The sequence below is a fragment of the Pseudomonas sp. S2_A02 genome (assembly GCF_054668495.1).
In genome coordinates this window covers 4,428,145-4,448,926 of sequence record NZ_CP162776.1, presented here as the reverse complement: position 1 = coordinate 4,448,926, position 20,782 = coordinate 4,428,145, and the positions used below count along the sequence as shown (strand labels likewise).

The window sequence follows — 20,782 nt, the reverse complement described above, 5'->3', positions numbered from 1 at the left end:
ACGGCCCTGTGGGAGCGGGCTTGCTCGCGAAAGCGGACTCACATTCAACATATGAGTTGTCTGATATACCGCTTTCGCGAGCAAGCCCGCTCCCACATTGACTATGTTCAGTTTGTGCCAAACGGGTACGGCTGCTTCCACTTCGCGAAGATCGGTTTCAGCTGACCGCTTTTTACCAGCAACTCCATTCGCTGGTCGAACAACACCATCAACTTGCGGGCATTCGGCGTGTCGGCAAAGCACAGATAAAGCGGCAAATCCACGATATGCGTGCGGCGAAATTGCGACGGGGTCTTGGTTCGGTTGACGGTGGAGTTAACCTCGTCCAGCGCGTCGATGTAGTAATCGATGCGGTTGTGAATCAGCATCGAAAGAATCCCGGTACGCCGCACGATTTCGTTGTAGCTCTGCACATTGGGTAAATAATCCTGGAATTTGTAGCCGCGCACCCAGGCCAATCGATAGTTGCCCAGGGTTTCCAGAGTCGGCGCCGGATTGCTGGCCAGACCCAGTGCATAAATCGGATCGGTATCGAAATGCCAGCGCGGATAGAGCACATCGCTCACTTCATCCCGATAAGCACCGACACAGGCGTCCACTTCGCCGCGCTGTGCCAGGCCCGTGGCGCGCGTGTAAGGTTCGGTGCGAATATCCAGTTTGACGCCAGCCGGCTCGAACACTTCGCGCAGCACATCCCAACCCAAACCACGACCATCGGCGTTGGTGAAGTCTTCCCAGGCTTCGCTGGCCAGATGAATCACGGACGGCGTCGTCGGTGCATCCCCCGCCTGGGCGAACGAGCAAAATAGCGCGAAAACCATCAGCAGCAACCCGCGTTGCGCCATCCCCGTTTCTCTCACTTGACGCATCAGACGAAAAGCCACACCAGCCCTTGCATCGCCAACCAAGCAAATACGCCCGCCAGCACATCGTCGAGCATGATGCCTACACCGCCGTGCACATGTCGGTCGATCCAGTGAATCGGCCAGGGCTTGAGGATGTCGAAGAAGCGGAACATCAGGAACCCCGCCAACAACCAATACCAACCTTCCGGCACCAGCCACAGGGTGATCCACATCCCGACCATTTCATCCCAGACGATGCCTTCGTGGTCGTGCACGCGCAAATCATCGGCGACCTTGCCGCACAGCCAGAAGCCGAACAGCATGGTGATGCCGAGCATCAGCCAGTAGCCCCAATCGGGCAGCATCTGCCACAACGGAATGAAGGGTAACGCCACTAACGAACCCCAGGTGCCCGGCGCTTTTGGCAGGGTGCCCGAGCCGAAGCCGAACGCCAGGAAATGCCAAGGATTGCGCCAGACCGACGGCGGTACGAACTCCGCCGGGACCTGTTTGGGATGATCTGTCACGGTGTCTCCCGAAAATGTTGATAACCCCGGATTGGCGGGGTGATGTCGTGTCCGTCGGCGTCCAGCAGCATCACGCCCTGCCCCTCTACTACCCGTCCAAGCACATGGATCGGCCAGCCGTCCGCCAGCAACGATGGCAACTCGGCGGGCGGCAAGGTGAAGGCCAGCACGTAATCGTCACCACCGCTCAGGGCGGCTTGCTCAGCGCCAGACTGACCGAGGAAGGCCAGCAGCGCCTTCGATAACGGCAGCTTGTTGCGCTCTACCTGAACCCCGACTTTCGACGCCAAGGCAATGTGCCCGCAGTCGGCGAGCAGGCCGTCGGAGATGTCCAGCGCCGCTGTGGCTCTGCCGCGCAACGCCACGCCCAGACCCAGCTGCGGTTGCGGCGACCAGTAATGGGCACGCAACGGATCAGCGATGGCCGCATCAGCCATTCGCTGGCCCAGCACCAATGGCAACGCACCCGCGCCATTCCCCAGCTCACCGCCCACGCAAAGCAAATCGCCCGGCTGTGCGCCGCTGCGGGTCAACGCCAGACCGGTTGGCACCCGACCGAACACAGTCATGGTCAGGCTCAACGGCCCGCGAGTGGTATCGCCACCCACCAGCGCCACAGCGCAATTTTGCGCCATGAGGTTCAAACCACGGGCGAAGGCTTCCAGCCAATCGGTGGTCACCGTCGGCAAGGTCAAGGCAAGGGTAAAGGCAATGGGAGCGGCGCCCATGGCGGCCAGATCACTGACCGCCACAGCCAGCGAGCGCTGACCGAGCAGAAACGGGTCGCAGGGGTCTGCGAAATGCACACCGGCCACGAGGGTGTCGGTGGAAATCGCCAACTGTTCCCCGGGGGGAACAGCCAGCAAGGCGCAGTCGTCGCCGATCCCGAGGGCAACGCCTTCGCCGCCCTGCGCACAAGGCGCGGCGGCGAAGAAATTGCGGATCAGCTCAAACTCACCCATCGCAAATTCAAGCGGGTTAGCGCTTGAACGCCTTCACTTCAGCTTCACGCAGACGCGGGGCCAGCTTGTCGAGCACGCCGTTGACGAACTTGTGGCCGTCGGTGGAACCGAAGACCTTGGCCAGTTCGATACCTTCGTTGATCACAACGCGGTACGGCACATCAACGCGCTCGAGCAGCTCCCAGGTGGACAGGCGCAAGACCGCCAGTTCAACCGGGTCCAGCTCTTTGATGGTGATGTCCAGGCATGGCGCCAGTGCGGCGTCGATCCGGTCCTTCTGTGCCGGAACCCCATGCAGGATTTCACGGAAGTAGGCGCCGTCGACATCGCTGAAATCGTTATCGACCCGAAACTGCGCTTCGATCTCGTTCAGCGATTGCTTGGCCATGTGCCATTGGTACAGCGCCTGAGTCGCGAGCTGACGGGCTTCGCGACGCTTGACGCTTTTCGATGGCTTACCGGCATCCGCAGGCTTTGGATCGCGCGGGTTGAAACGATCGCTATCGTCGCTAATCACTTGGCCTCCAACTGCGCCAGCAGGCTGACCATTTCCAGAGCGGACAGGGCAGCTTCAGCACCTTTGTTACCGGCCTTGGTGCCGGAACGTTCGATGGCTTGTTCGATGGAATCAACGGTCAGTACGCCGAAAGCGACCGGTACGCCGAACTCCATGGACACCTGGGCCAGGCCCTTGGTGCATTCGCCCGCCACGTATTCGAAGTGCGGAGTACCGCCACGAATGACTGCGCCCAAGGCGATGATTGCCGCGAACTCGCCCTTCTGAGCGACTTTTTGCGCAACCAGCGGGATTTCGAAGGCGCCAGGCGCGCGGATGATGGTGATGTCGCTTTCGCTCACGCCATGGCGAACCAGGGCATCAACTGCACCGCTGACCAGGCTTTCAACGACGAAGCTGTTGAAACGGCCCACTACCAAAGCGTAGCGGCCTTTAGGGGCGATGAAGGTACCTTCGATGGTCTTCAGGGTCATTCGTTAGATCTCTTAAAGAGCCGGGACGCGTTTTCTACGCGCCCCTCAGTGATGTGTTAACCGCGAATACAGGCCCGCAAACTGCCGGTCATTATTCGGAGGGCACGTATTCTACAACTTCCAGATCGAAACCGGATATCGCATTAAATTTCATCGGCGCACTCATCAGGCGCATTTTGCGCACGCCCAGGTCCCGAAGGATCTGCGAGCCGGCACCGACGATGCTGTAAGTGGTCGGTTTTTTCACTGCGCTGTGATCCGCGGTTTCGCGGATATGCGCCAGCAACACGTCGCCATCGAGCGGGTGACCGAGCAACAGCACCACGCCGCTGCCAGCCTCGGCAACCGCAGCCATGGCGGCGCGCAGGCTCCAGCGGCCCGGTTGCTTGACCATCAACAGGTCACGCAGCGGGTCCATGTTGTGCACACGAACCAGCGTCGGCTCTTCGGCGCATACGGTGCCCAGGGTCAGGGCCATGTGCACGTCGCCTTCCACCGAATCACGATAGGTCACCAGGTTGAACTGGCCCAGTTCGCTGTCCAGCGGCTGCTCGGCAATCCGCTGAACGGTACGTTCGTGGATCATCCGGTAATGAATCAGGTCGGCGATGGTGCCGATCTTGATGTTGTGTTCAGCGGCAAACGCTTCGAGCTCGGCGCGACGGGACATGGTGCCGTCGTCGTTCATCACTTCGCAGATCACACCGCTCGGCTCGAAACCGGCCATCCGCGCCAGGTCGCAAGCAGCTTCGGTGTGGCCGGCGCGGGCCAGCGTACCGCCGGCCTGGGCCATCAGCGGGAAGATGTGACCGGGGCTGACAATGTCTTCAGCCTTGGCGTCTTTGGCGGCAGCGGCTTGCACGGTGCGCGCACGGTCGGCCGCGGAGATACCGGTGGTCACGCCTTCGGCGGCTTCGATGGACACAGTGAACTTGGTGCCGAAACCGGAACCGTTGCGTGGCGCCATCAACGGCAGCTTGAGCAGTTCGCAGCGCTCGCGGCTCATCGGCATGCAGATCAGGCCACGGGCGTGCTTGGCCATGAAGTTGATGTGTTCAGGCAGGCAGCACTCGGCGGCCATGATCAGGTCGCCTTCGTTCTCGCGGTCTTCGTCATCCATGAGGATGACCATCTTGCCTTGGCGGATGTCTTCAACCAGTTCTTCGATGCTATTGAGCGCCACAAGGCACCCCCTTGAGTCAGGATTTGAGGTAGCCATTGGCGGCCAGAAAGCTTTCGGTAATGGTGCTGCCGGCAGTCGGCTCGGCGGCCTTGTCGCCCAGCAGCAGGCGCTCCAGGTAACGGGCCAGCAAGTCCACTTCCAGATTCACCCGGCGACCAGGCTGGTACGACGCCATGATGGTTTCGCTCAGGGTGTGCGGAATGATGGTCAGCAAGAACTCGGCGCCATCGACTGCGTTCACGGTCAGGCTGGTGCCGTCGACGGTGATCGAGCCTTTATGGGCGATGTACTTGGCCAGGTCTTTCGGGGCACGGATGCGAAACTCCACGGCGCGGGCATTTTCAGTGCGGGCAACCACTTCACCCACGCCATCAACGTGACCGCTGACCAAGTGTCCGCCGAGGCGGGTGGTCGGAGTCAGGGCTTTTTCCAGGTTGACCGGGCTGCCGCTTTTGAGGTCATTCATGGCGGTGCAGTCGAGGGTTTCGCGACTGACGTCCGCCGCAAAGCCATTGCCCGGCAATTCAACCGCGGTCAGGCACACGCCGTTGACGGCAATGCTGTCGCCCAGCTTTACATCGCTCAGGTCGAGCTTGCCGGTTTCTACGTAAACCCGCACATCTCCGCCTTTTGGGGTCAATGCACGAATACTGCCGATGGATTCGATGATGCCGGTAAACATGGAGTCCTCCTCGAGAACAAAGCCTTCGCTTGTGGCGCAGGCCGGGAATTATACGCTCGCCGATGGCACAGGGATGGCAGTGACTCGCCAGTCATCGCCAACCGCACGAATTTCGGTGATTTTGAGCTCGGGCGCATCTTTCATCTGCGCCAGTGGCCAGTCCAGTAAGGGGCGGGCCGAGGAGCCGAGAAACTTGCCGGCGATGAATATCTGGAATTCGTCCACCAACCCGAGTTGGGCAAACGCGCCAGCCAGTCGCGGGCCGGCCTCGACCAGCACGTCATTGACGCCACGGTTGGCGAGCTCGACCAGTAACTGATGCAGATCGACCTGGCCATCATCGCCCGGCACGATCAGGCATTCCGGGCCGTTGGCGTACTGTTCTTCCACCGCGACACACGTGGCGACCAGTGCCGGACCGGCCTTGAAGAACGGTGCATTCAGCGGCACCCGAAGGCGACCGTCGATCAGCACACGAAGCGGCGGACGGCTCATGGCCAAGGCCGTTTGTTCAGCGTCCAGACCCAATTCGTCGGCACGTACGGTCAAGCGCGCATTGTCCGCCAGTACCGTGTCGGCGCCGGTCAGCACCACGCTGGCCTCGGCGCGCAAACGCTGTACCGCCGAACGCGCCGCCGGACCGGTAATCCACTGGCTCTCGCCGCTTTCCATCGCCGTGCGACCGTCGAGGCTCATGGCCAACTTGACCCGCACGAACGGCAAGCCATGTTCCATGCGTTTGAGGAAGCCTTGATTGAGCTTGCGCGCCTCGCCTTCCAGCACACCGCTTTCAGTGGCGATACCGGCCTGGGCCAGGCGTTGCAGACCGCGACCGGCGACTTCCGGGTTCGGGTCCTGCATCGCCGCAACGACGCGCGCCACACCGGCATTCACCAGCGCATCAGCGCAGGGCGGCGTACGGCCGTGGTGGCTGCAAGGTTCGAGGGTCACGTAAGCCGTGGCGCCCCGCGCCTTGTCGCCAGCGGCGCGCAGGGCGTGAACTTCGGCGTGCGGTTCACCGGTGCGCACATGCCAGCCTTCGCCGACTATCTGCCCGTCACGCACCACCACGCAGCCAACCCGGGGGTTGGGATGCGTCGTGTAATGACCTTTGCGCGCCAGTTCCAGGGCCCGGGCCATGTAATGCGCGTCGAGGATGGCTTGTTCGGGAGGTGTGGTCATTCTTTCACCGGTTCACGGGCGAGGCGATCGATCTCTTCGCGGAACTCGTTGAGGTCCTGGAAGCGGCGGTACACCGAAGCGAAGCGGATATAGGCGACTTCATCAAGCTTCTTCAGCTCGGCCATCACCAGTTCGCCGACCACGAGGGATTTGACCTCGCGTTCGCCGGTGGCGCGCAGCTTGTGTTTGATATGCACCAGCGACGATTCGAGGCGCTCGACACTCACCGGGCGCTTCTCCAGCGCACGCTGCATGCCGGCACGCAGTTTTTCTTCGTCGAACGGCTGGCGACTGCCGTCGGTTTTGATCAGGCGCGGCAACACCAGTTCAGCGGTTTCGAACGTCGTGAAACGTTCGCCGCAGGCCAGGCATTCACGCCGGCGGCGCACCTGTTCGCCCTCGGCGACCAGACGCGAGTCGATGACCTTGGTGTCGTTGGCACCGCAGAAGGGACAGTGCATGGTGGCAGGCAACAAAAAATGGGAGGGCCATGGTAGCGCATCCCCGTGGCAAGACAAGCCATAGGGTTTGCGGTATACAGACTGGCTGTATATGGATTTCGCTTGTTGGAGCCGCCAATGTCTTTACGACCCCTCATTTTGCTCAGTCTTTTCAGCCTGTTGGTGGCCTGTGGCAGCGATGCGCCCAAGCCCCAGCCACCGACGCCCGGCCCTGCACCGCAACAGGCGCAGAAGAAAGCCAAGGCGTCGGCCGAACTCGGCCCGTTGCCGGCTTATCAACGTGAATTGAGCGGCACCCTGCAGGGCGTGCCGGCCGGCGCCGAAGTCGAACTGGCGTTGCTGGTGATCGACGAAAAGGATCGTCCGCAACTATTGCTCGCCAGTTCCAACCTGATCGGCACCAATCAAGTGTTGCCGTTTCGCCTGCGCTTCAATCCCGAGTCCTTTCCGGCCGGTGCCCGCGTCGAGCTTCGTGGCCGCGCCAGCCAGTCCGGGCAGTTGATTCTGCATCTGCCGGCGCAAACCATCACACAGCCAACCACCCAGGCACTGGGTCAGCTGCAATTCGTCAAAGCGCCATGATTGCACCGCTCGACCTGCAACAGGCGTTAGGTGAACTGCTCGGCGATGCACAGCTTGTAGCCTGTGAGTTACCCGGCACCGAGCTGAAACTCTGGCTGATCGACGGCGACAACATGGACCGTGCCTTCAACCCGGAAGAAACCCGGCGGATTCTCCACGAGCCGCCGTACTGGAGTTTCTGCTGGGCCAGTGGGCTGGCCGTGGCTCGCTATCTCGCCGAGCACCGGCAATGGGTCGAAGGTAAACGGGTGCTGGATTTCGGCGCCGGCTCAGGGGTCGCCGGGATTGCGGCGGTGAAAGCCGGGGCACTGGAAGTGGTGGCCTGTGACCTGGACCCGTTGGCGATTGCCGCGTGTCGGGCGAATGCCGAACTCAATGGCGTGCAACTCAGCTACTCGACGGACTTTTTCGCCGAGGCGGATCGGTTTGATCTGATTCTGGTGGCCGATGTGTTGTACGACCGGGCAAATCTGCCTTTGCTCGACGAGTTTCTCAGCCGTGGCCGGGAAGCGTTGGTGGCGGATTCGCGGGTGAGGGATTTTCGCCATCCGTTGTATCGGCGCATTGAAATGCTGGAGGCAATGACCTTGCCGGATCTGGCCGAGCCTGAAGAGTTTCGGTATGTGAGCCTTTACCATGCCACCCGGACATGATCGTTCCCACGCTCCGCGTGGGAATGCCTCCAGTGACGCTCTGCGTTACGCCGTACGAAGGGACGCGGAGCGTCCGGGCTACATTCCCACGCGGAGCATGGGAACGATCAGTGTTACGACTTTCAGCAGCCCCTCGCGAAGCCTTATAGTGACCACATTCACGCTTTTACGAGATCCCCCATGAGTCAGGAAACGCCGTACATTTTCGACGCCACGACTGCCGATTTCGACCAATCGGTGATCGAGAACTCTTTTCACAAACCGGTGCTGGTGGATTTCTGGGCCGAATGGTGTGCGCCGTGCAAGGCCTTGATGCCGATGCTGCAAACCATCGCCGAGAGCTATCAGGGCGAATTGTTGTTGGCCAAGGTCAACTGCGACATCGAGCAGGACATTGTTGCGCGCTTCGGCATTCGCAGCCTGCCGACTGTGGTGCTGTTCAAGGACGGTCAGCCGGTGGACGGTTTTGCCGGTGCACAACCGGAATCGGCTGTGCGCACGATGCTCGAACCTCACGTGCAAATGCCGCCACCCGCTGCGGCCGACCCGTTCGAACAGGCTCAGGCGCTGTTCGATGACGGCCGTTACGCCGACGCCGAAGCCACGCTCAAAGTACTGCTGGCTGAAGACAACACCAACGCCAAGGCGCTGATCCTCTATGCCCGCTGCCTGACTGAGCGCGGCGAGCTGGGTGAAGCGCAAATCGTGCTCGACGCGGTCAAGACCGATGAGCACAAGGCTGCGTTGGCCGGCGCCAAGGCACAGATCCAGTTCCTCGGTCAGGCCAGGGATTTGCCGGATGCGGCAGACCTGAAAGCACGTCTGGCGAAAAATCCGCAGGACGATGAAGCGGTCTATCAGCTGGCGATCCAGCAACTGGCCCGTCAGCAATACGACGCGGCGCTGGATGCCTTGCTGAAGCTGTTCATCCGCAATCGCAGCTACAGCGAAGGCTTGCCGCACAAGACCTTGCTGCAGGTGTTCGAACTGCTGGGCAACGATCACCCGCTGGTGACCACATACCGTCGCAAGTTGTTTGCCGCACTGTATTAAGTGGATCGGGCCATGTGAACCCGATCCCGTAGGAGCTGCCGCAGGCTGCGATCTTTTGATCTTCCGACCATTTCAGCGCCGGAAAAACAAGATCAAAAGATCGCAGCCTTCGGCAGCTCCTACGCTGGCTTGTGCCAGCTGTACAGCGGCGTATCCCCGCCGCTCACCACTTTGACGTTTGCGCAGTGGCGCAAGCGCACCAACAAGCGTTTGCCCGCCGCTGCGCTGCCGGTCAGCCCTTCCAGCTGCTCCAGCAGATCCGGCCCGCTCAATTGCCCGGCCTTGCGCAACAATTCCTGGGCGATCTGCCACAGCGCATCGTCCTGATTCACCGGTTTGGCCGGCGTAGCACTCTCCTCGGGTTTTGCTGCCTGCAACTGCGCACCCAGCTGCGCCCAGTCACCCTCATCCAGTTCCAGGGTCAAATCCACCGGCCAGTCGCCGATGCTTCCGCGTATTCGCAACATAAGTCTGCTCCTGCACATACCTGACTCGCATGCTCCCATGGGTCTTGCGCAACGCCAAGCAGACGGTCAAACTCTCAACACTTTCGTTATAAGATTACATAACAATTGTTTCATTTTACTTTTCGGAGACCCGCCATGCGCCGTCTGCTGCTCGCTTTGCCGTTTGCCTTGTTGCCGCTGGCTGTCGCCCATGCCGCTGTCGAACATGATCACGATCATGATGAGCACGGCAGCCTCGCCGCCCACGAACATGGCGTCGGTCGCCTGAACGCGGCGCTGGACGGCCAGACGCTGGAGCTGGAGCTGGAAAGCCCGGCGATGAACCTGGTGGGTTTCGAACACGCCGCCACCACCGACGCCGACAAGGCCAAAGTCGCCACCGTCCGCGCGCAGCTGGAAAAACCGCTGGTGCTGTTCAACCTGCCGAAAGCCGCCGGTTGCGTGGTCGCGACTCAGGAACTGGAAAGCCCGCTGTTCGGTGACAAGCCGGGTGCCGATGATCATGACGAAGAAGACGCCAAGGACGGTCACGAGCATCATCATGACCACAGCGAGATCCATGCCCATTACCAATTCAGCTGCTCGGCCCCGGGGGCGCTGAAGACCCTGGATCTGGCGAATATCTTCAACACATTCCCGGCCACCCAGAAGATTCAGGTACAACTGATCAGCCCGAGCGGGCAGCAAGGGGTTGAAGTAACAGCCAAGGCTGCCGCCCTGAAATTCTGATCCACCACAAAACCAATGTGGGAGCGGGCTTGCTCGCGAAAGGGCCGTCACATTCAACACACATGTTGACTGTCAGACCGCTTTCGCGAGCAAGCCCGCTCCCACAGGGTTCACCACCAACCTGACCGGTTTCACATGACCCAAGCACTCATCGAACTGTCCGACCTGGGCTTCAGCTGGCCCGGTCATCCGCCGCTGCTGGACATCCCGGCGTTTCGTCTTATGCCAGGTGAAACCCTGTTCCTCAAAGGCCCCAGCGGCAGCGGCAAGACCACCTTGCTCGGCCTGCTCGGTGGCGTGCAAAAGCCCGATCACGGCAGCATCCGCCTGCTCGGCCAGGAGTTGACCGAACTCTCCGCCGGCGCCCGCGATCACTTCCGCGTCGATCACACCGGCTACATCTTCCAGCAGTTCAACTTGCTGCCGTTCCTCTCGGTGCGCGAGAACGTCGAGCTGCCCTGCCACTTCTCCAAGCTGCGTGCCGAACGGGCGATCCAGCGCCACGGCAGTGTCGATCAGGCTGCGGCCACCCTGCTCGCCCACTTGGGCCTCAAGGATGAAAAGATCCTCAGCCGCCGCGCCGATTCGCTGTCCATCGGCCAGCAGCAACGGGTCGCCGCCGCACGTGCGTTGATCGGTCAGCCGGAACTGGTGATCGCCGACGAACCGACCTCGGCGCTGGACTACGACGCCCGCGAGAACTTCATTCGCCTGCTGTTTGCCGAATGCCGTGAAGCCGGGTCGAGCCTGTTGTTTGTCAGCCATGACCAGAGCCTCGCGCCGCTGTTCGATCGCCACCTGTCGCTGGCCGATCTCAATCGCGCCGCCACCCCGTCCGAGGTCTGAGATGTATTTGTTTCGTCTAGCCATGGCCAGTCTGGCTAACCGTCGCTTCACCGCGATCCTCACTGCGTTCGCCATCGCCCTGTCGGTCTGCCTGCTGCTGGCGGTGGAGCGGGTGCGCACCGAAGCCAAAGCCAGTTTCGCCAGCACCATCAGCGGCACCGACCTGATCGTCGGCGCGCGCTCCGGTTCGGTGAACCTGCTGTTGTACTCGGTGTTCCGCATCGGCAACGCCACCAACAACATCCGCTGGGACAGCTTTGAACATTTCGCCAACAACCCGAAAGTGAAGTGGGCGATCCCGATGTCCCTCGGCGATTCCCATCGCGGATATCGGGTGATGGGCACCACCGAGGCGTACTTCGAGCATTATCAGTACGGCCATCAACAGCACCTCAAACTCGCCGATGGCCGCGCCTTCGCCAGCGATCCGTTCGAAGTGGTGCTCGGCGCCGAAGTGGCCGATGCGCTGCATTACAAGCTCGGCGACAAACTGGTGTTGGCCCATGGCGTGGCGGTGATCAGCCTGGTCAAACACGACGACAAACCATTCACCGTGGTCGGCATTCTCAAGCGCACCGGCACCCCGGTGGACCGCACGCTGCACATCAGCCTCGGCGGGATGGAAGCGATCCACATCGACTGGCACAACGGCGTGCCGGCACGCGGTAACGGCCGGATCAGTGCCGAACAGGCGCGCAACATGGACCTGACGCCGCAAGCGATCACTGCGTTCATGCTCGGCCTCAACAACAAGATTTCGACGTTTGCGCTGCAACGAGAGATCAACGAATTCCGTGGCGAACCGATGCTGGCGATCCTGCCGGGTGTGGCATTGCAGGAGCTGTGGAGTTTGATGAGCACGGCGGAAAAAGCCTTGTTCGTCGTCTCGCTGTTCGTGGTGCTGACCGGGTTGATCGGCATGCTCACGGCAATTCTCACCAGCCTCAACGAGCGGCGCCGCGAGATGGCGATTCTGCGCTCGGTCGGCGCTCGGCCGTGGCACATCGCGACCTTGTTGGTGCTGGAAGCATTTGCCCTGGCATTGTCCGGAGTGATTGCCGGTGTGGCGCTGCTGTATGTGGGCATCGCCGTAGCGCAGGGTTACGTGCAGTCGAATTACGGCTTGTACCTGCCGCTGGCCTGGCCGAGCGAATATGAATGGACGCTGCTCGGTGGCATCCTGATCGCCGCGCTGCTGATGGGCAGCGTGCCGGCCTGGCGTGCTTATCGCCAATCCCTGGCCGATGGCCTGTCGATCCGACTATGAGGACATTAATGATGCCCCGCGCTGTGCTTGCGCTATTGATGCTGATTGCCCTTCCGTTGTGGGCGGCCGAGCCGAAGGACCTGACCTGGTCGGAAATGATCCCGCCGGATGCTGCACCGGAAGTGCCGAACATGACGCCGCTGCATGACCTGTCGAAGATGAGCGATGCGTTGTCTGCGGAGTCGGCTCCAGCGGCTAAACAGGACATGCCGAACGCACCGGTGGTGAAGAGCCTCGACGGCAAGAACATTCGTTTACCGGGGTACATCGTGCCACTGGAAGTCAGTGAAGAAGGCCGCACCACGGAGTTTCTGCTGGTGCCGTATTTCGGCGCCTGCATCCATGTACCGCCTCCACCGTCGAACCAGATCGTGCATGTCAAAAGCGAAGTCGGCGTGAAGCTTGATGAGTTGTATCAGCCGTACTGGATCGAAGGTGCGTTGCAGGTCAAGGCGTCCACCAGCGAGTTGGCGGATGCCGGGTATCAGATGGAGGCGGACAAGATTTATGTGTATGAATTATCGGAGTGAATCCGGCAATTCTGTGTCGCTGTCAGGCCGCCAATCGCGAGCAGGCTCGCTCCCACAGGGGATTTGTGTTGATGCACAGATCCAATGTGGGAGCGAGCCTGCTCGCGATGAGGCCATCAAAGGTTCCGCGAAAAATCGGGCCATCACTGTTTCATTGAGCTGAATCAAAAGACCGCATCAGTTGGATCCCTACCATTGGACATCGAACATTTTTAACGTCCTCTGGAGCCCCCATGCACAAGTTCAAGCTCTGCGCTTCGCTGTTCGCCCTCGCGCTCGCCGCCCCGCTCGCCCATGCTCACACCGCCGGTGACATCATCGTTCGGGCCGGTGCGATCACCGTCAACCCGGAAGCCGACAGCTCCAGTGTCAAGGTCGATCAAGGCCCGCTGAAGGGGGCCGATCTGGGTGGCAAGGCCACCATGAGCAGCGACACGCAACTGGGCCTGAACTTCGCTTACATGATCACCAACCATCTGGGGATCGAACTGCTCGCGGCCTCGCCGTTCGAGCATGACGTGAAGCTCAAAGGCACCGCCCTCGGCGCCGCCAACGGCAAACTCGGTACGCTCAAACACCTGCCGCCAACCCTGAGCCTGGTCTACTACCCGCTGGACGCCAAGTCTGCGTTCCAGCCGTACATCGGCGGCGGTATCAACTACACCTGGATCTACGACGAGCACGTCGGCAGCGAAGCCGCCGCCAATGGCTTCAGCAACTTCAAGGCGGATAACACCTGGGGTCTGGCCTGGGAGGTCGGTGCCGACTACATGCTGACCGACAACGTAATGATCAACGCCCAAGTACGTTACATCGACATCGACACCACCGCGACCGTGGAAAACAACGCCGTCGCGCCGGGCACCCGGGCCAGGGTCAATGTTGATGTGGACCCGTTCATCTACATGGTTGGTTTGGGTTACAAGTTCTAAGCAACATTTGATCGGCTTTTGTGGCGAGGGAGCTTGCTCCCGCTGGGCTGCGAAGCAGACCCAATAGTGATGGCGACTGCTGCGTAGTCGAACGGGAGCAAGCTCCCTCGCCACGGGTTTTGCATCAGCTACAAAAAAGGCGCCTTCAAAGGCGCCTTTTTCATGGCTGTGTAAACCTCAGCGTCCCAGCAACCGCGCAAGGCCAACACTCATCGGTGTCTGTTGCGGGTAGGTAAACCGCTCTAGCAAACGTCGGTTGTTCGCGCGTGAATGGCGGATGTCACCGGAACGCGCCGGGCCGTAGCTCACGGGCGGCAGCTTGCCGACCACCGCTTCAAGGGCAGTCAGCATTTGCTTGAGAGTCGTCGCCTGATTCCAGCCGACATTCACCGGGCCAACTTCGACCTGCGGCTTCTCGATGGCTTGCACCAACACGTCCACCAAGTCCTCTACATAGACAAAATCGCGAGTCTGCTCGCCATCGCCGAACACGGTGATCGGCAAGCCTTTCTGCGCGCGCTCGCTGAAAATGCTGATCACCCCGGAATACGGCGAGGACGGATCCTGGCGCGGGCCGAAGATGTTGAAGAAGCGGAAAATCACCGGTTCCAGAGCATGCTGACGGCGATAAAATTCGAAGTAATGCTCGCTCGCCAACTTGTCCGCCGCGTATGGCGTCAACGGTGCCTTGGGCGTGTCTTCGTCGATCGATTCGCCTTCGCCATTGTTGCCATAGACCGCTGCGCTGGATGCAAACAGCACCCGTTTGACGCCAGCCTCGCGCATGGCTTCGCAGACATTCAACGAGCCGATGAAATTGCTCTGGTGAGTCTTCACCGGATCATCCACCGAAGCTTGCACCGAGGCCACCGCGGCCAAGTGCGCCACGGCGCTGCAACCAACCATGGCCTGCGCCACCAGTGCGGCATCGGCGACGTCGCCCACGATCAGTTCGACGAGAGGATTGTCCAGCGGCAGGTTACTGCGTTTGCCGGTAGAGAGGTCATCGAGAATGCGCACCGAATGCCCTTTGGCAAGCAAGGCGTCGGTCAGGTGCGAACCGATGAAACCGGCGCCGCCGGTGATTAAAACAGGGCCGTTAGCCATGGCGATAAAACCTATCCAGTAAGCCCGGGAGTGCCGCGCGCCAGGCGCGAGGCTTGATCCCGAAAGTGTGCAGAATTTTCTTGCAGGCCAGCACCGCGTGTTGCGGCTCTTCGGCGGCGTCGGGCCGCGCGGCGTGAGCCTGGGCGGTCGGCGCTTCGATGGCCAGCGGGTGTAAGGCGCGTGCTTCGGTAAGAATCGCCTGCCCCAGTGCCAACGGCGTGGTCGCCTCATGCCCGGCGTAGTGGTAAGTGCCCCACAGTGGCGCAGAGCAATCGAGTTGCTTGAGCACCGAAATAATCACCCGGGCGGCATCGTCCACTGGCGTCGGATTACCGCGACGATCATCAGCCATCAGCAGTTCTTCAGCTTTCTCGGCCCGGCTCAGGAATCGCCCGAGTGTGCCGTCGGGGCTGTCATCGAGCAGCCAGCCGAAACGCAGCAGTACGTGCTGTGGACAAGTGGCGCGCACGCTTTGCTCGATTCGCCACAAGGCCTGGCCACGCAAGCCCAGCGGCACCGGTTCGTCTTTTTCGCTATAGGCGGTCGCCCGGGAGCCATCGAACACGCGATAACTCGACGGTTGCAGCAGCACAATGTTGTGATGCTGGCACAGCTCGGCCAGCCGTTCGACGGCTCGCTCCTGCCCGGCCAGACGCTGTTCGCTGACGGTCTCCGCCTGGAACCAGTCGAAGTAGTAGGCGAGATTGATCAACGCATCCGGACGGGTATCGTCGAGCAGTTGCGTCAGGCTCGCGGCGTCCCAGCCGTCTTGCGGTGGGCGGGGGGCGAGGAAACCGATGTCTTCCTCTGCACCGAGGCGAATCAGCGCCTGCCCAAGGGCATTTCCGCCGCCCAGTAACATAAGGCGCATTCGCATAGAGTCAGCAGGCCCAGTCTGATTGGAACGATGGCTTTATCGACAACGCCCGCAGGCGATGTCCTCAATAATTGCCGGAATCGTTGCATTTTGCGGGTTTAGTGCGCAACCGTCATCCGTAAAGTGTAGATACCTGAGATCTGTGCCGCCTGTGACGGCCTCTTCGCGGGCAAGCCTCGCTCCTACGGGATCGACATTGCTCTTGTAGGAGCGAGGCTTGCCCGCGAAGAGGCCATAAGGATCGACACAGATCCTGAGCGGTACTTGCATCTTCACCCCCTCACCCGCATAAATGACTCCATGAATCTGCCCATCCCCACGGACGCTGCTCTGGCAGGCTTTCACCCCGCCGTCAGCGCCTGGTTCAGCAACACCTTCCCGGCGGCCACCGCCGCCCAGGCCCGGGCGTGGCCGTTGATCCGCCAGCGTCGTTCGACCCTGATCGCCGCGCCCACCGGCTCCGGCAAAACCCTTACCGCGTTTCTGGCCGTGCTCGACGATCTGGTCCATCGTGGCCTGGAGAGCCCGGATGGATTGCCGGACGAAACCCTGGTGGTCTACGTTTCGCCGCTCAAGGCGCTGTCCAACGACATCCAGATCAACCTGCAAAACCCGCTGGCCGGCATCACCGAGCAGTTACGGGTGATGGGCCTGCCTGACGTGCCGATCAGCACCGCCGTGCGCACTGGCGATACGCCGCAAAAAGAGCGTTCGGCCATGCGCAAAACCGCGCCGCACATTCTGGTGACCACCCCGGAATCCCTTTACGTGCTGCTCGGCTCCGACTCCGGCCGGCAAATGCTCGGCACCACGCAAACGGTGATCGTCGACGAAATCCACGCCATTGCCGCCAGCAAACGCGGTAGCCACCTGGCCCTGAGCCTGGAGCGTTTGCAGGCGCTTTGCGCGCAACCGCTGGTGCGTATCGGCCTGTCCGCCACGCAAAAACCCATCGAAGCGGTCTCGCGCTTTTTGGTCGGCCGTGATCGCGACTGCGACATCATCGACATTGGCCACGCCCGCCCACGGGATCTCGATATAGAGGTGCCGCCCGTGCCGTTGTCGGCGGTAATGGCCAACGACGTCTGGGAACTGGTCTATGACCGACTCGCCGCCCTCGCCCGTGAACACCGGACCACGCTGATTTTCGTCAACACCCGGCGTCTGGCCGAACGCCTGAGTCGACACTTGAGCGAACGCCTCGGCAAAGACGCAGTGGCGGCCCACCATGGCAGCCTGGCCAAGGAATTTCGCCTGGACGCCGAGCAACGGCTCAAGCGCGGCGAGCTACAAGTGCTGATCGCCACTGCTTCGCTGGAATTGGGGATCGACATCGGCGACGTCGACCTGGTGTGCCAGATCGCTTCGCCACGCTCGATTGCCGGGTTTGTGCAACGGGTCGGCCGCTCCGGGCACCAAGTCGGCGGCACGCCCAAGGGCCGGTTATTCGCCACCACCCGCGACGACCTGATCGAATGCGCCGCCCTGCTCGATTGCGTCCGACGTGGCGAACTCGACACATTGCTGATCCCCGAAGCGCCGCTGGACGTGCTGGCCCAGCAGATCATCGCCGAGGTCAGCTGCCAGGAATGGCAGGAACAGGCGCTGCTGGACATGCTGCGCAACGCCTCGCCTTACGCCACGCTCGACGAAAAGCACTATCAGGCACTGCTGCAAATGCTCGCCGAAGGCTACAACGGGCGCTTGGGTATTCGCAGCGCTTACCTGCACCGGGACGCCGTAAGCCGCACCCTGCGCGGCCGTCGAGGCGCCAAGCTGACGGCCGTGACCAGCGGCGGGACGATTCCCGACAACGCCGACTACAGCGTTTTGCTGGAGCCTCAAGGGCTGAACATCGGCAGCGTCAACGAAGACTTCGCGGTGGAAAGCATCGCCGGGGATATCTTTCAGCTAGGCAATACGTCGTATCGAATTCTGCGGGTTGAAACCGGCAAAGTCCGGGTCGAAGACGCTCAGGGTCAGCCACCGACCATTCCGTTCTGGCTCGGTGAAGCACCGGGGCGCAGTGATGAACTGTCGTTCGCCGTGGCCCGCCTGCAAGCGCAACTCGATGAACGCCTCGGGGCCACACCCGATAACCTGCAGCCAGCCGTCGACTGGCTGACTGACACCCTCGGTTTGAATCTCGCCAGTGCCGAGCAATTGGTGGATTACCTGGCCCGAGCGCGTCAGACCCTCGGCGCCTTGCCATCGCAAGACACGCTGCTGATGGAGCGGTTTTTCGACGAGTCCGGCGGTACGCAGCTGATCATCCACTCGCCATTCGGCAGCCGCATCAACCGCGCCTGGGGCCTGGCCCTGCGCAAGCGGTTCTGCCGCACCTTCAACTTCGAATTGCAGGCCGCCGCCAGCGAGGACGCCATCGTACTATCGCTGTCCACCGGCCACAGCTTCGAGCTGGAGGCCGTCTGGCGTTATCTGCACAGCAACAGTGCCGAACATACCTTGATTCAAGCGGTACTCGAGGCACCGCTGTTCGGCGTGCGTTGGCGCTGGAACGCAGGGGTCGCTTTAGCGCTGCCGCGCTACAGCGGCGGCCGCAAAGTACCGCCGCAGATTCAGCGGATGAAAAGCGAAGACCTGATCGCCAGTGTGTTTCCCGATCAGCTCGCCTGCGTGGAAAACCTCGCCGGCGAGCGTGAGATTCCCGATCATCCGCTGGTGGAACAAACCCTCGACGATTGCCTGCACGAAGCCATGGACAGCAACGGCTGGCTGGCATTGTTGCGGCGCATGGAACAGGGCGACATCCGCCTGATCAGCCGTGATCTGCCAGCGCCTTCGCCACTGGCGGCGGAGATTCTCAGCGCCCGCCCCTACACCTTTCTCGACGATGCGCCGCTGGAAGAGCGCCGCACTCAGGCAGTGCTCAGCCGCCGCTGGAGTGATCCGCAGTCCACCGATGATCTCGGTGCGCTGGATGCCGAGGCGATTACTGCGGTGCGTGATGAAGCCTGGCCAACGCCCACCGGCATTGATGAAATGCATGAAGCGCTGATGAGCCTGGCGTGCATCGCCGATAACGAGGCTCAGGCCAACCCGAATTGGCTCGATTGGCTGAATGCGCTGGCCGACAATGGCCGCGCCAGCCGTTTGCAGATCAACGCCAAGCAATCGCTGTGGTTGGCACTCGAACGACTGACCTGCCTGCGGGCAATTTATCCACAGGCCACATTGGTTCCACCGTTGGAGGCATTGCCCGGTTTCGATGAAACCTGGGAGCCAGACGAAGCGGTGCTGGAAGTGATCCGCGCGCGGCTCAGCGCGTTTGGTCCGTTGCCGCTGAAAGCGATTGCCGAACCGCTTGGATTACCGGCGATTCAAGTCACTCAAGCCTTGGCGCAACTGGAGCGCGAAGGCTATGTACTGCGCGGGCAATTCACCCCAGGCGCCCCTGAAGAAGAATGGTGTGAACGACATCTGCTGGCGCGGATTCATCGCTACACAGTCAAACGGCTGCGACGGGAAATCGAGCCGGTGGCGTTGCAGGATTTCATGCGTTTTCTGTTCGACTGGCAGCATCTTTCCGCCGCCAGACAAGGTCAGGGCCGCGCGGTGTTGCCGGCGATCATCAGCCAATTCGAAGGCTACCCCGCCGCCGCTTCGGCGTGGGACAGCGACATTCTGCCGGCGCGGCTCAAAGACTATTCGGCGAACTGGCTGGATGAGTTGTGCCGCAGCGGCAAACTGGTGTGGACCCGCCTGACCGCGCGCAACAAGAGCGCCAGCACTGCATTGCGCAGCACGCCGATTCTATTGCTGCCGCGTAGTCAGGTCGGATTGTGGAGCGGCTTGACCGAGCAGACGCCAGTCAGCGAACTGTCGCCCAAAACACAAAAGGTCCATGAAGCGCTCAGTCAGCACGGCGCACTGTTTTTCGACGAGCTGATTCACGAAGCCCATCTGCTGCGCTCGGAACTGGAAATCGCCTTGCAAGAACTGGTCGGTGCCGGACTGGTAAACGCCGACAGCTTCGCCGGCCTGCGGGCGCTGATTACCCCGGCCAGCAAACGCCAGAATCGTAGCAGCCGACGTGGGCGCGGAGCGTTTTCCGGCGGCATGGACGATGCCGGACGCTGGGCCTTGCTGCGCCGCGGTGCTGCCGCGCCGGTTATGGATAAGCAACGTCCCGCGCCTACGCCCAGCGAAACCCTGGAACACATCGCCATGACCTTGCTGCGCCGTTACGGGGTGGTGTTCTGGCGCTTGCTGGAACGTGAGGCGGACTGGTTGCCGAGTTGGCGAGAACTGCTGCGCACGTTCCATCGGCTCGAGGCCCGGGGCGAGATTCGTGGCGGGCGGTTTGTCAGTGGTCTGGCGGGGGAGCAATTTGCGCTCCCTGAGGCGATTCCATTGTTGCGGGAGGTCAGGCGGCGACCGCACGACGGGGGTCTGATCGCGGTGTGCGGAGTGGATCCGTTGAACCTTGCCGGCACCCTGTTGCCGGGCGCGAAAGTGCCGGCGCTGACGAGCAATCGACTGGTGTATCGCGACGGCATACCGGCCGCCGCCGAGATCGCCGGCAAGCAGCAGTTCTGGCTGGAGCTGGATCAGCAGGCCAGTGCCGAGGTGCGCACTAAGCTGACCCGCCACAATTTCCTGTAGGAGCGAGCGGTGCGGCGATCCGACTTGCCCGCGAAGGGAGCGCCGCGATGCATCAGCAGGACCGCGTCATCGTTCTTCGCGGGCAAGCCTCGCTCCTACAGGGTTTGTGTCGCTACTAAGCATGTGGGAGATCCGGCAGCAAAACCTGCTGTGGATAAGTCTGCGCGAAAATGCACCATCAATTGTTTTCCACAAGCTTTTCAAATGCTGATTGGATTTACCGTCCGTAGCCCCGTCGAAACTTTCTCGCACGCCCGGCAGTCATCAAAAGACAGAGGCTG

At 61.4% G+C, this 20,782-nt stretch carries 21 protein-coding genes; 9 read left to right on the top strand and 12 right to left on the bottom strand.

The window, feature by feature from the left end:
• Positions 1-107: 107 nt before the first annotated feature.
• From AB4O41_RS20345 to nrdR, 9 genes are all read right to left on the bottom strand, one after another.
• The gene (locus AB4O41_RS20345; protein WP_460148388.1) at positions 108-845 is read right to left on the bottom strand and encodes a substrate-binding periplasmic protein; all 738 of its coding nucleotides are present in this window, start codon (positions 843-845) and stop codon (positions 108-110) included.
• 23 nt (positions 846-868) lie between these two features.
• Complete coding sequence (locus AB4O41_RS20340; protein ID WP_030131337.1) at positions 869-1,372, bottom strand: phosphatidylglycerophosphatase A family protein; 504 nt, start codon at positions 1,370-1,372, stop codon at positions 869-871.
• Positions 1,369-2,334, bottom strand: a complete 966-nt coding sequence (thiL, locus tag AB4O41_RS20335; protein ID WP_460144414.1) for a thiamine-phosphate kinase — start codon at positions 2,332-2,334, stop codon at positions 1,369-1,371. The genes AB4O41_RS20340 and thiL overlap by 4 nt, the downstream gene beginning before the upstream one ends.
• Positions 2,335-2,350: 16 nt before the next feature.
• The gene (nusB, locus tag AB4O41_RS20330; RefSeq protein ID WP_460144413.1) at positions 2,351-2,851 is read right to left on the bottom strand and encodes a transcription antitermination factor NusB; all 501 of its coding nucleotides are present in this window, start codon (positions 2,849-2,851) and stop codon (positions 2,351-2,353) included.
• Positions 2,848-3,324, bottom strand: a complete 477-nt coding sequence (gene ribH / locus AB4O41_RS20325) for a 6,7-dimethyl-8-ribityllumazine synthase (protein WP_003228649.1) — start codon at positions 3,322-3,324, stop codon at positions 2,848-2,850. Before ribH ends, nusB begins: the two co-directional genes overlap by 4 nt.
• A gap of 91 nt (positions 3,325-3,415) precedes the next feature.
• Complete coding sequence (ribBA, locus tag AB4O41_RS20320) at positions 3,416-4,507, bottom strand: bifunctional 3,4-dihydroxy-2-butanone-4-phosphate synthase/GTP cyclohydrolase II (protein WP_095054587.1); 1,092 nt, start codon at positions 4,505-4,507, stop codon at positions 3,416-3,418.
• 16 nt (positions 4,508-4,523) lie between these two features.
• Complete coding sequence (locus AB4O41_RS20315) at positions 4,524-5,189, bottom strand: riboflavin synthase (RefSeq protein WP_151214210.1); 666 nt, start codon at positions 5,187-5,189, stop codon at positions 4,524-4,526.
• A 48-nt stretch (positions 5,190-5,237) separates the two neighbouring features.
• A complete protein-coding gene (ribD, locus tag AB4O41_RS20310) occupies positions 5,238-6,371 on the bottom strand; it encodes a bifunctional diaminohydroxyphosphoribosylaminopyrimidine deaminase/5-amino-6-(5-phosphoribosylamino)uracil reductase RibD (protein ID WP_008073943.1) in 1,134 nt (377 codons plus the stop codon).
• Positions 6,368-6,832, bottom strand: a complete 465-nt coding sequence (gene nrdR / locus AB4O41_RS20305; RefSeq protein WP_007906838.1) for a transcriptional regulator NrdR — start codon at positions 6,830-6,832, stop codon at positions 6,368-6,370. The genes ribD and nrdR overlap by 4 nt, the downstream gene beginning before the upstream one ends.
• A 117-nt stretch (positions 6,833-6,949) precedes the next feature.
• On the opposite strand from nrdR, the gene AB4O41_RS20300 reads away from it, so the two are divergent.
• The 3 genes from AB4O41_RS20300 (at position 6,950) to trxA (ending at position 9,120) form a co-directional block, all read left to right on the top strand.
• Complete coding sequence (locus AB4O41_RS20300) at positions 6,950-7,414, top strand: YbaY family lipoprotein (protein ID WP_460144412.1); 465 nt, start codon at positions 6,950-6,952, stop codon at positions 7,412-7,414.
• Positions 7,411-8,067, top strand: coding sequence for a class I SAM-dependent methyltransferase (locus AB4O41_RS20295; RefSeq protein ID WP_460144411.1), 657 nt, complete (start codon positions 7,411-7,413; stop codon positions 8,065-8,067). Before AB4O41_RS20300 ends, AB4O41_RS20295 begins: the two co-directional genes overlap by 4 nt.
• Before the next feature lie 180 nt (positions 8,068-8,247).
• The gene (gene trxA, locus AB4O41_RS20290; RefSeq protein ID WP_007906841.1) at positions 8,248-9,120 is read left to right on the top strand and encodes a thioredoxin; all 873 of its coding nucleotides are present in this window, start codon (positions 8,248-8,250) and stop codon (positions 9,118-9,120) included.
• A 119-nt stretch (positions 9,121-9,239) separates the two neighbouring features.
• On the opposite strand, the gene AB4O41_RS20285 is transcribed toward trxA, so the two are convergent.
• On the bottom strand, positions 9,240-9,587 hold the full coding sequence (locus tag AB4O41_RS20285) for a hypothetical protein (protein ID WP_460144410.1): 348 nt from the start codon (positions 9,585-9,587) through the stop codon (positions 9,240-9,242).
• Positions 9,588-9,722: 135 nt separating this feature from the next.
• On the opposite strand from AB4O41_RS20285, the gene AB4O41_RS20280 reads away from it, so the two are divergent.
• The 5 genes from AB4O41_RS20280 (at position 9,723) to AB4O41_RS20260 (ending at position 13,891) form a co-directional block, all read left to right on the top strand.
• Positions 9,723-10,316 (top strand): DUF2796 domain-containing protein, encoded by a 594-nt coding sequence (locus AB4O41_RS20280; protein ID WP_460144409.1) that lies wholly within the window; start codon positions 9,723-9,725, stop codon positions 10,314-10,316.
• Between the two features lie 135 nt (positions 10,317-10,451).
• Positions 10,452-11,162: an ABC transporter ATP-binding protein gene (locus AB4O41_RS20275; RefSeq protein WP_460144408.1), complete on the top strand. Its 711-nt coding sequence runs from the start codon at positions 10,452-10,454 to the stop codon at positions 11,160-11,162.
• Position 11,163: 1 nt separating this feature from the next.
• Positions 11,164-12,429, top strand: a complete 1,266-nt coding sequence (locus tag AB4O41_RS20270; RefSeq protein ID WP_460144407.1) for an ABC transporter permease — start codon at positions 11,164-11,166, stop codon at positions 12,427-12,429.
• Between the two features lie 11 nt (positions 12,430-12,440).
• Positions 12,441-12,959 carry a DUF3299 domain-containing protein gene (locus AB4O41_RS20265; RefSeq protein ID WP_460148386.1) on the top strand — a complete coding sequence of 173 codons (519 nt, stop codon included), beginning with the start codon at positions 12,441-12,443 and terminating at the stop codon, positions 12,957-12,959.
• A 233-nt stretch (positions 12,960-13,192) separates the two neighbouring features.
• On the top strand, positions 13,193-13,891 hold the full coding sequence (locus AB4O41_RS20260; protein ID WP_460144406.1) for an OmpW/AlkL family protein: 699 nt from the start codon (positions 13,193-13,195) through the stop codon (positions 13,889-13,891).
• Between the two features lie 177 nt (positions 13,892-14,068).
• Here AB4O41_RS20260 and AB4O41_RS20255 read toward each other — a convergent pair whose 3' ends face one another.
• Together AB4O41_RS20255 and AB4O41_RS20250 are read right to left on the bottom strand one after the other, a co-directional pair.
• Positions 14,069-14,998: an NAD-dependent epimerase/dehydratase family protein gene (locus AB4O41_RS20255; RefSeq protein ID WP_460144405.1), complete on the bottom strand. Its 930-nt coding sequence runs from the start codon at positions 14,996-14,998 to the stop codon at positions 14,069-14,071.
• Entirely contained in the window at positions 14,991-15,875 is an 885-nt protein-coding gene (locus tag AB4O41_RS20250; protein ID WP_217858202.1) for a sugar nucleotide-binding protein, read from the bottom strand. The genes AB4O41_RS20255 and AB4O41_RS20250 overlap by 8 nt, the downstream gene beginning before the upstream one ends.
• A gap of 300 nt (positions 15,876-16,175) precedes the next feature.
• On the opposite strand from AB4O41_RS20250, the gene AB4O41_RS20245 reads away from it, so the two are divergent.
• Positions 16,176-20,501: an Lhr family helicase gene (locus AB4O41_RS20245; RefSeq protein ID WP_460144404.1), complete on the top strand. Its 4,326-nt coding sequence runs from the start codon at positions 16,176-16,178 to the stop codon at positions 20,499-20,501.
• Positions 20,502-20,782 lie beyond the last annotated feature (281 nt).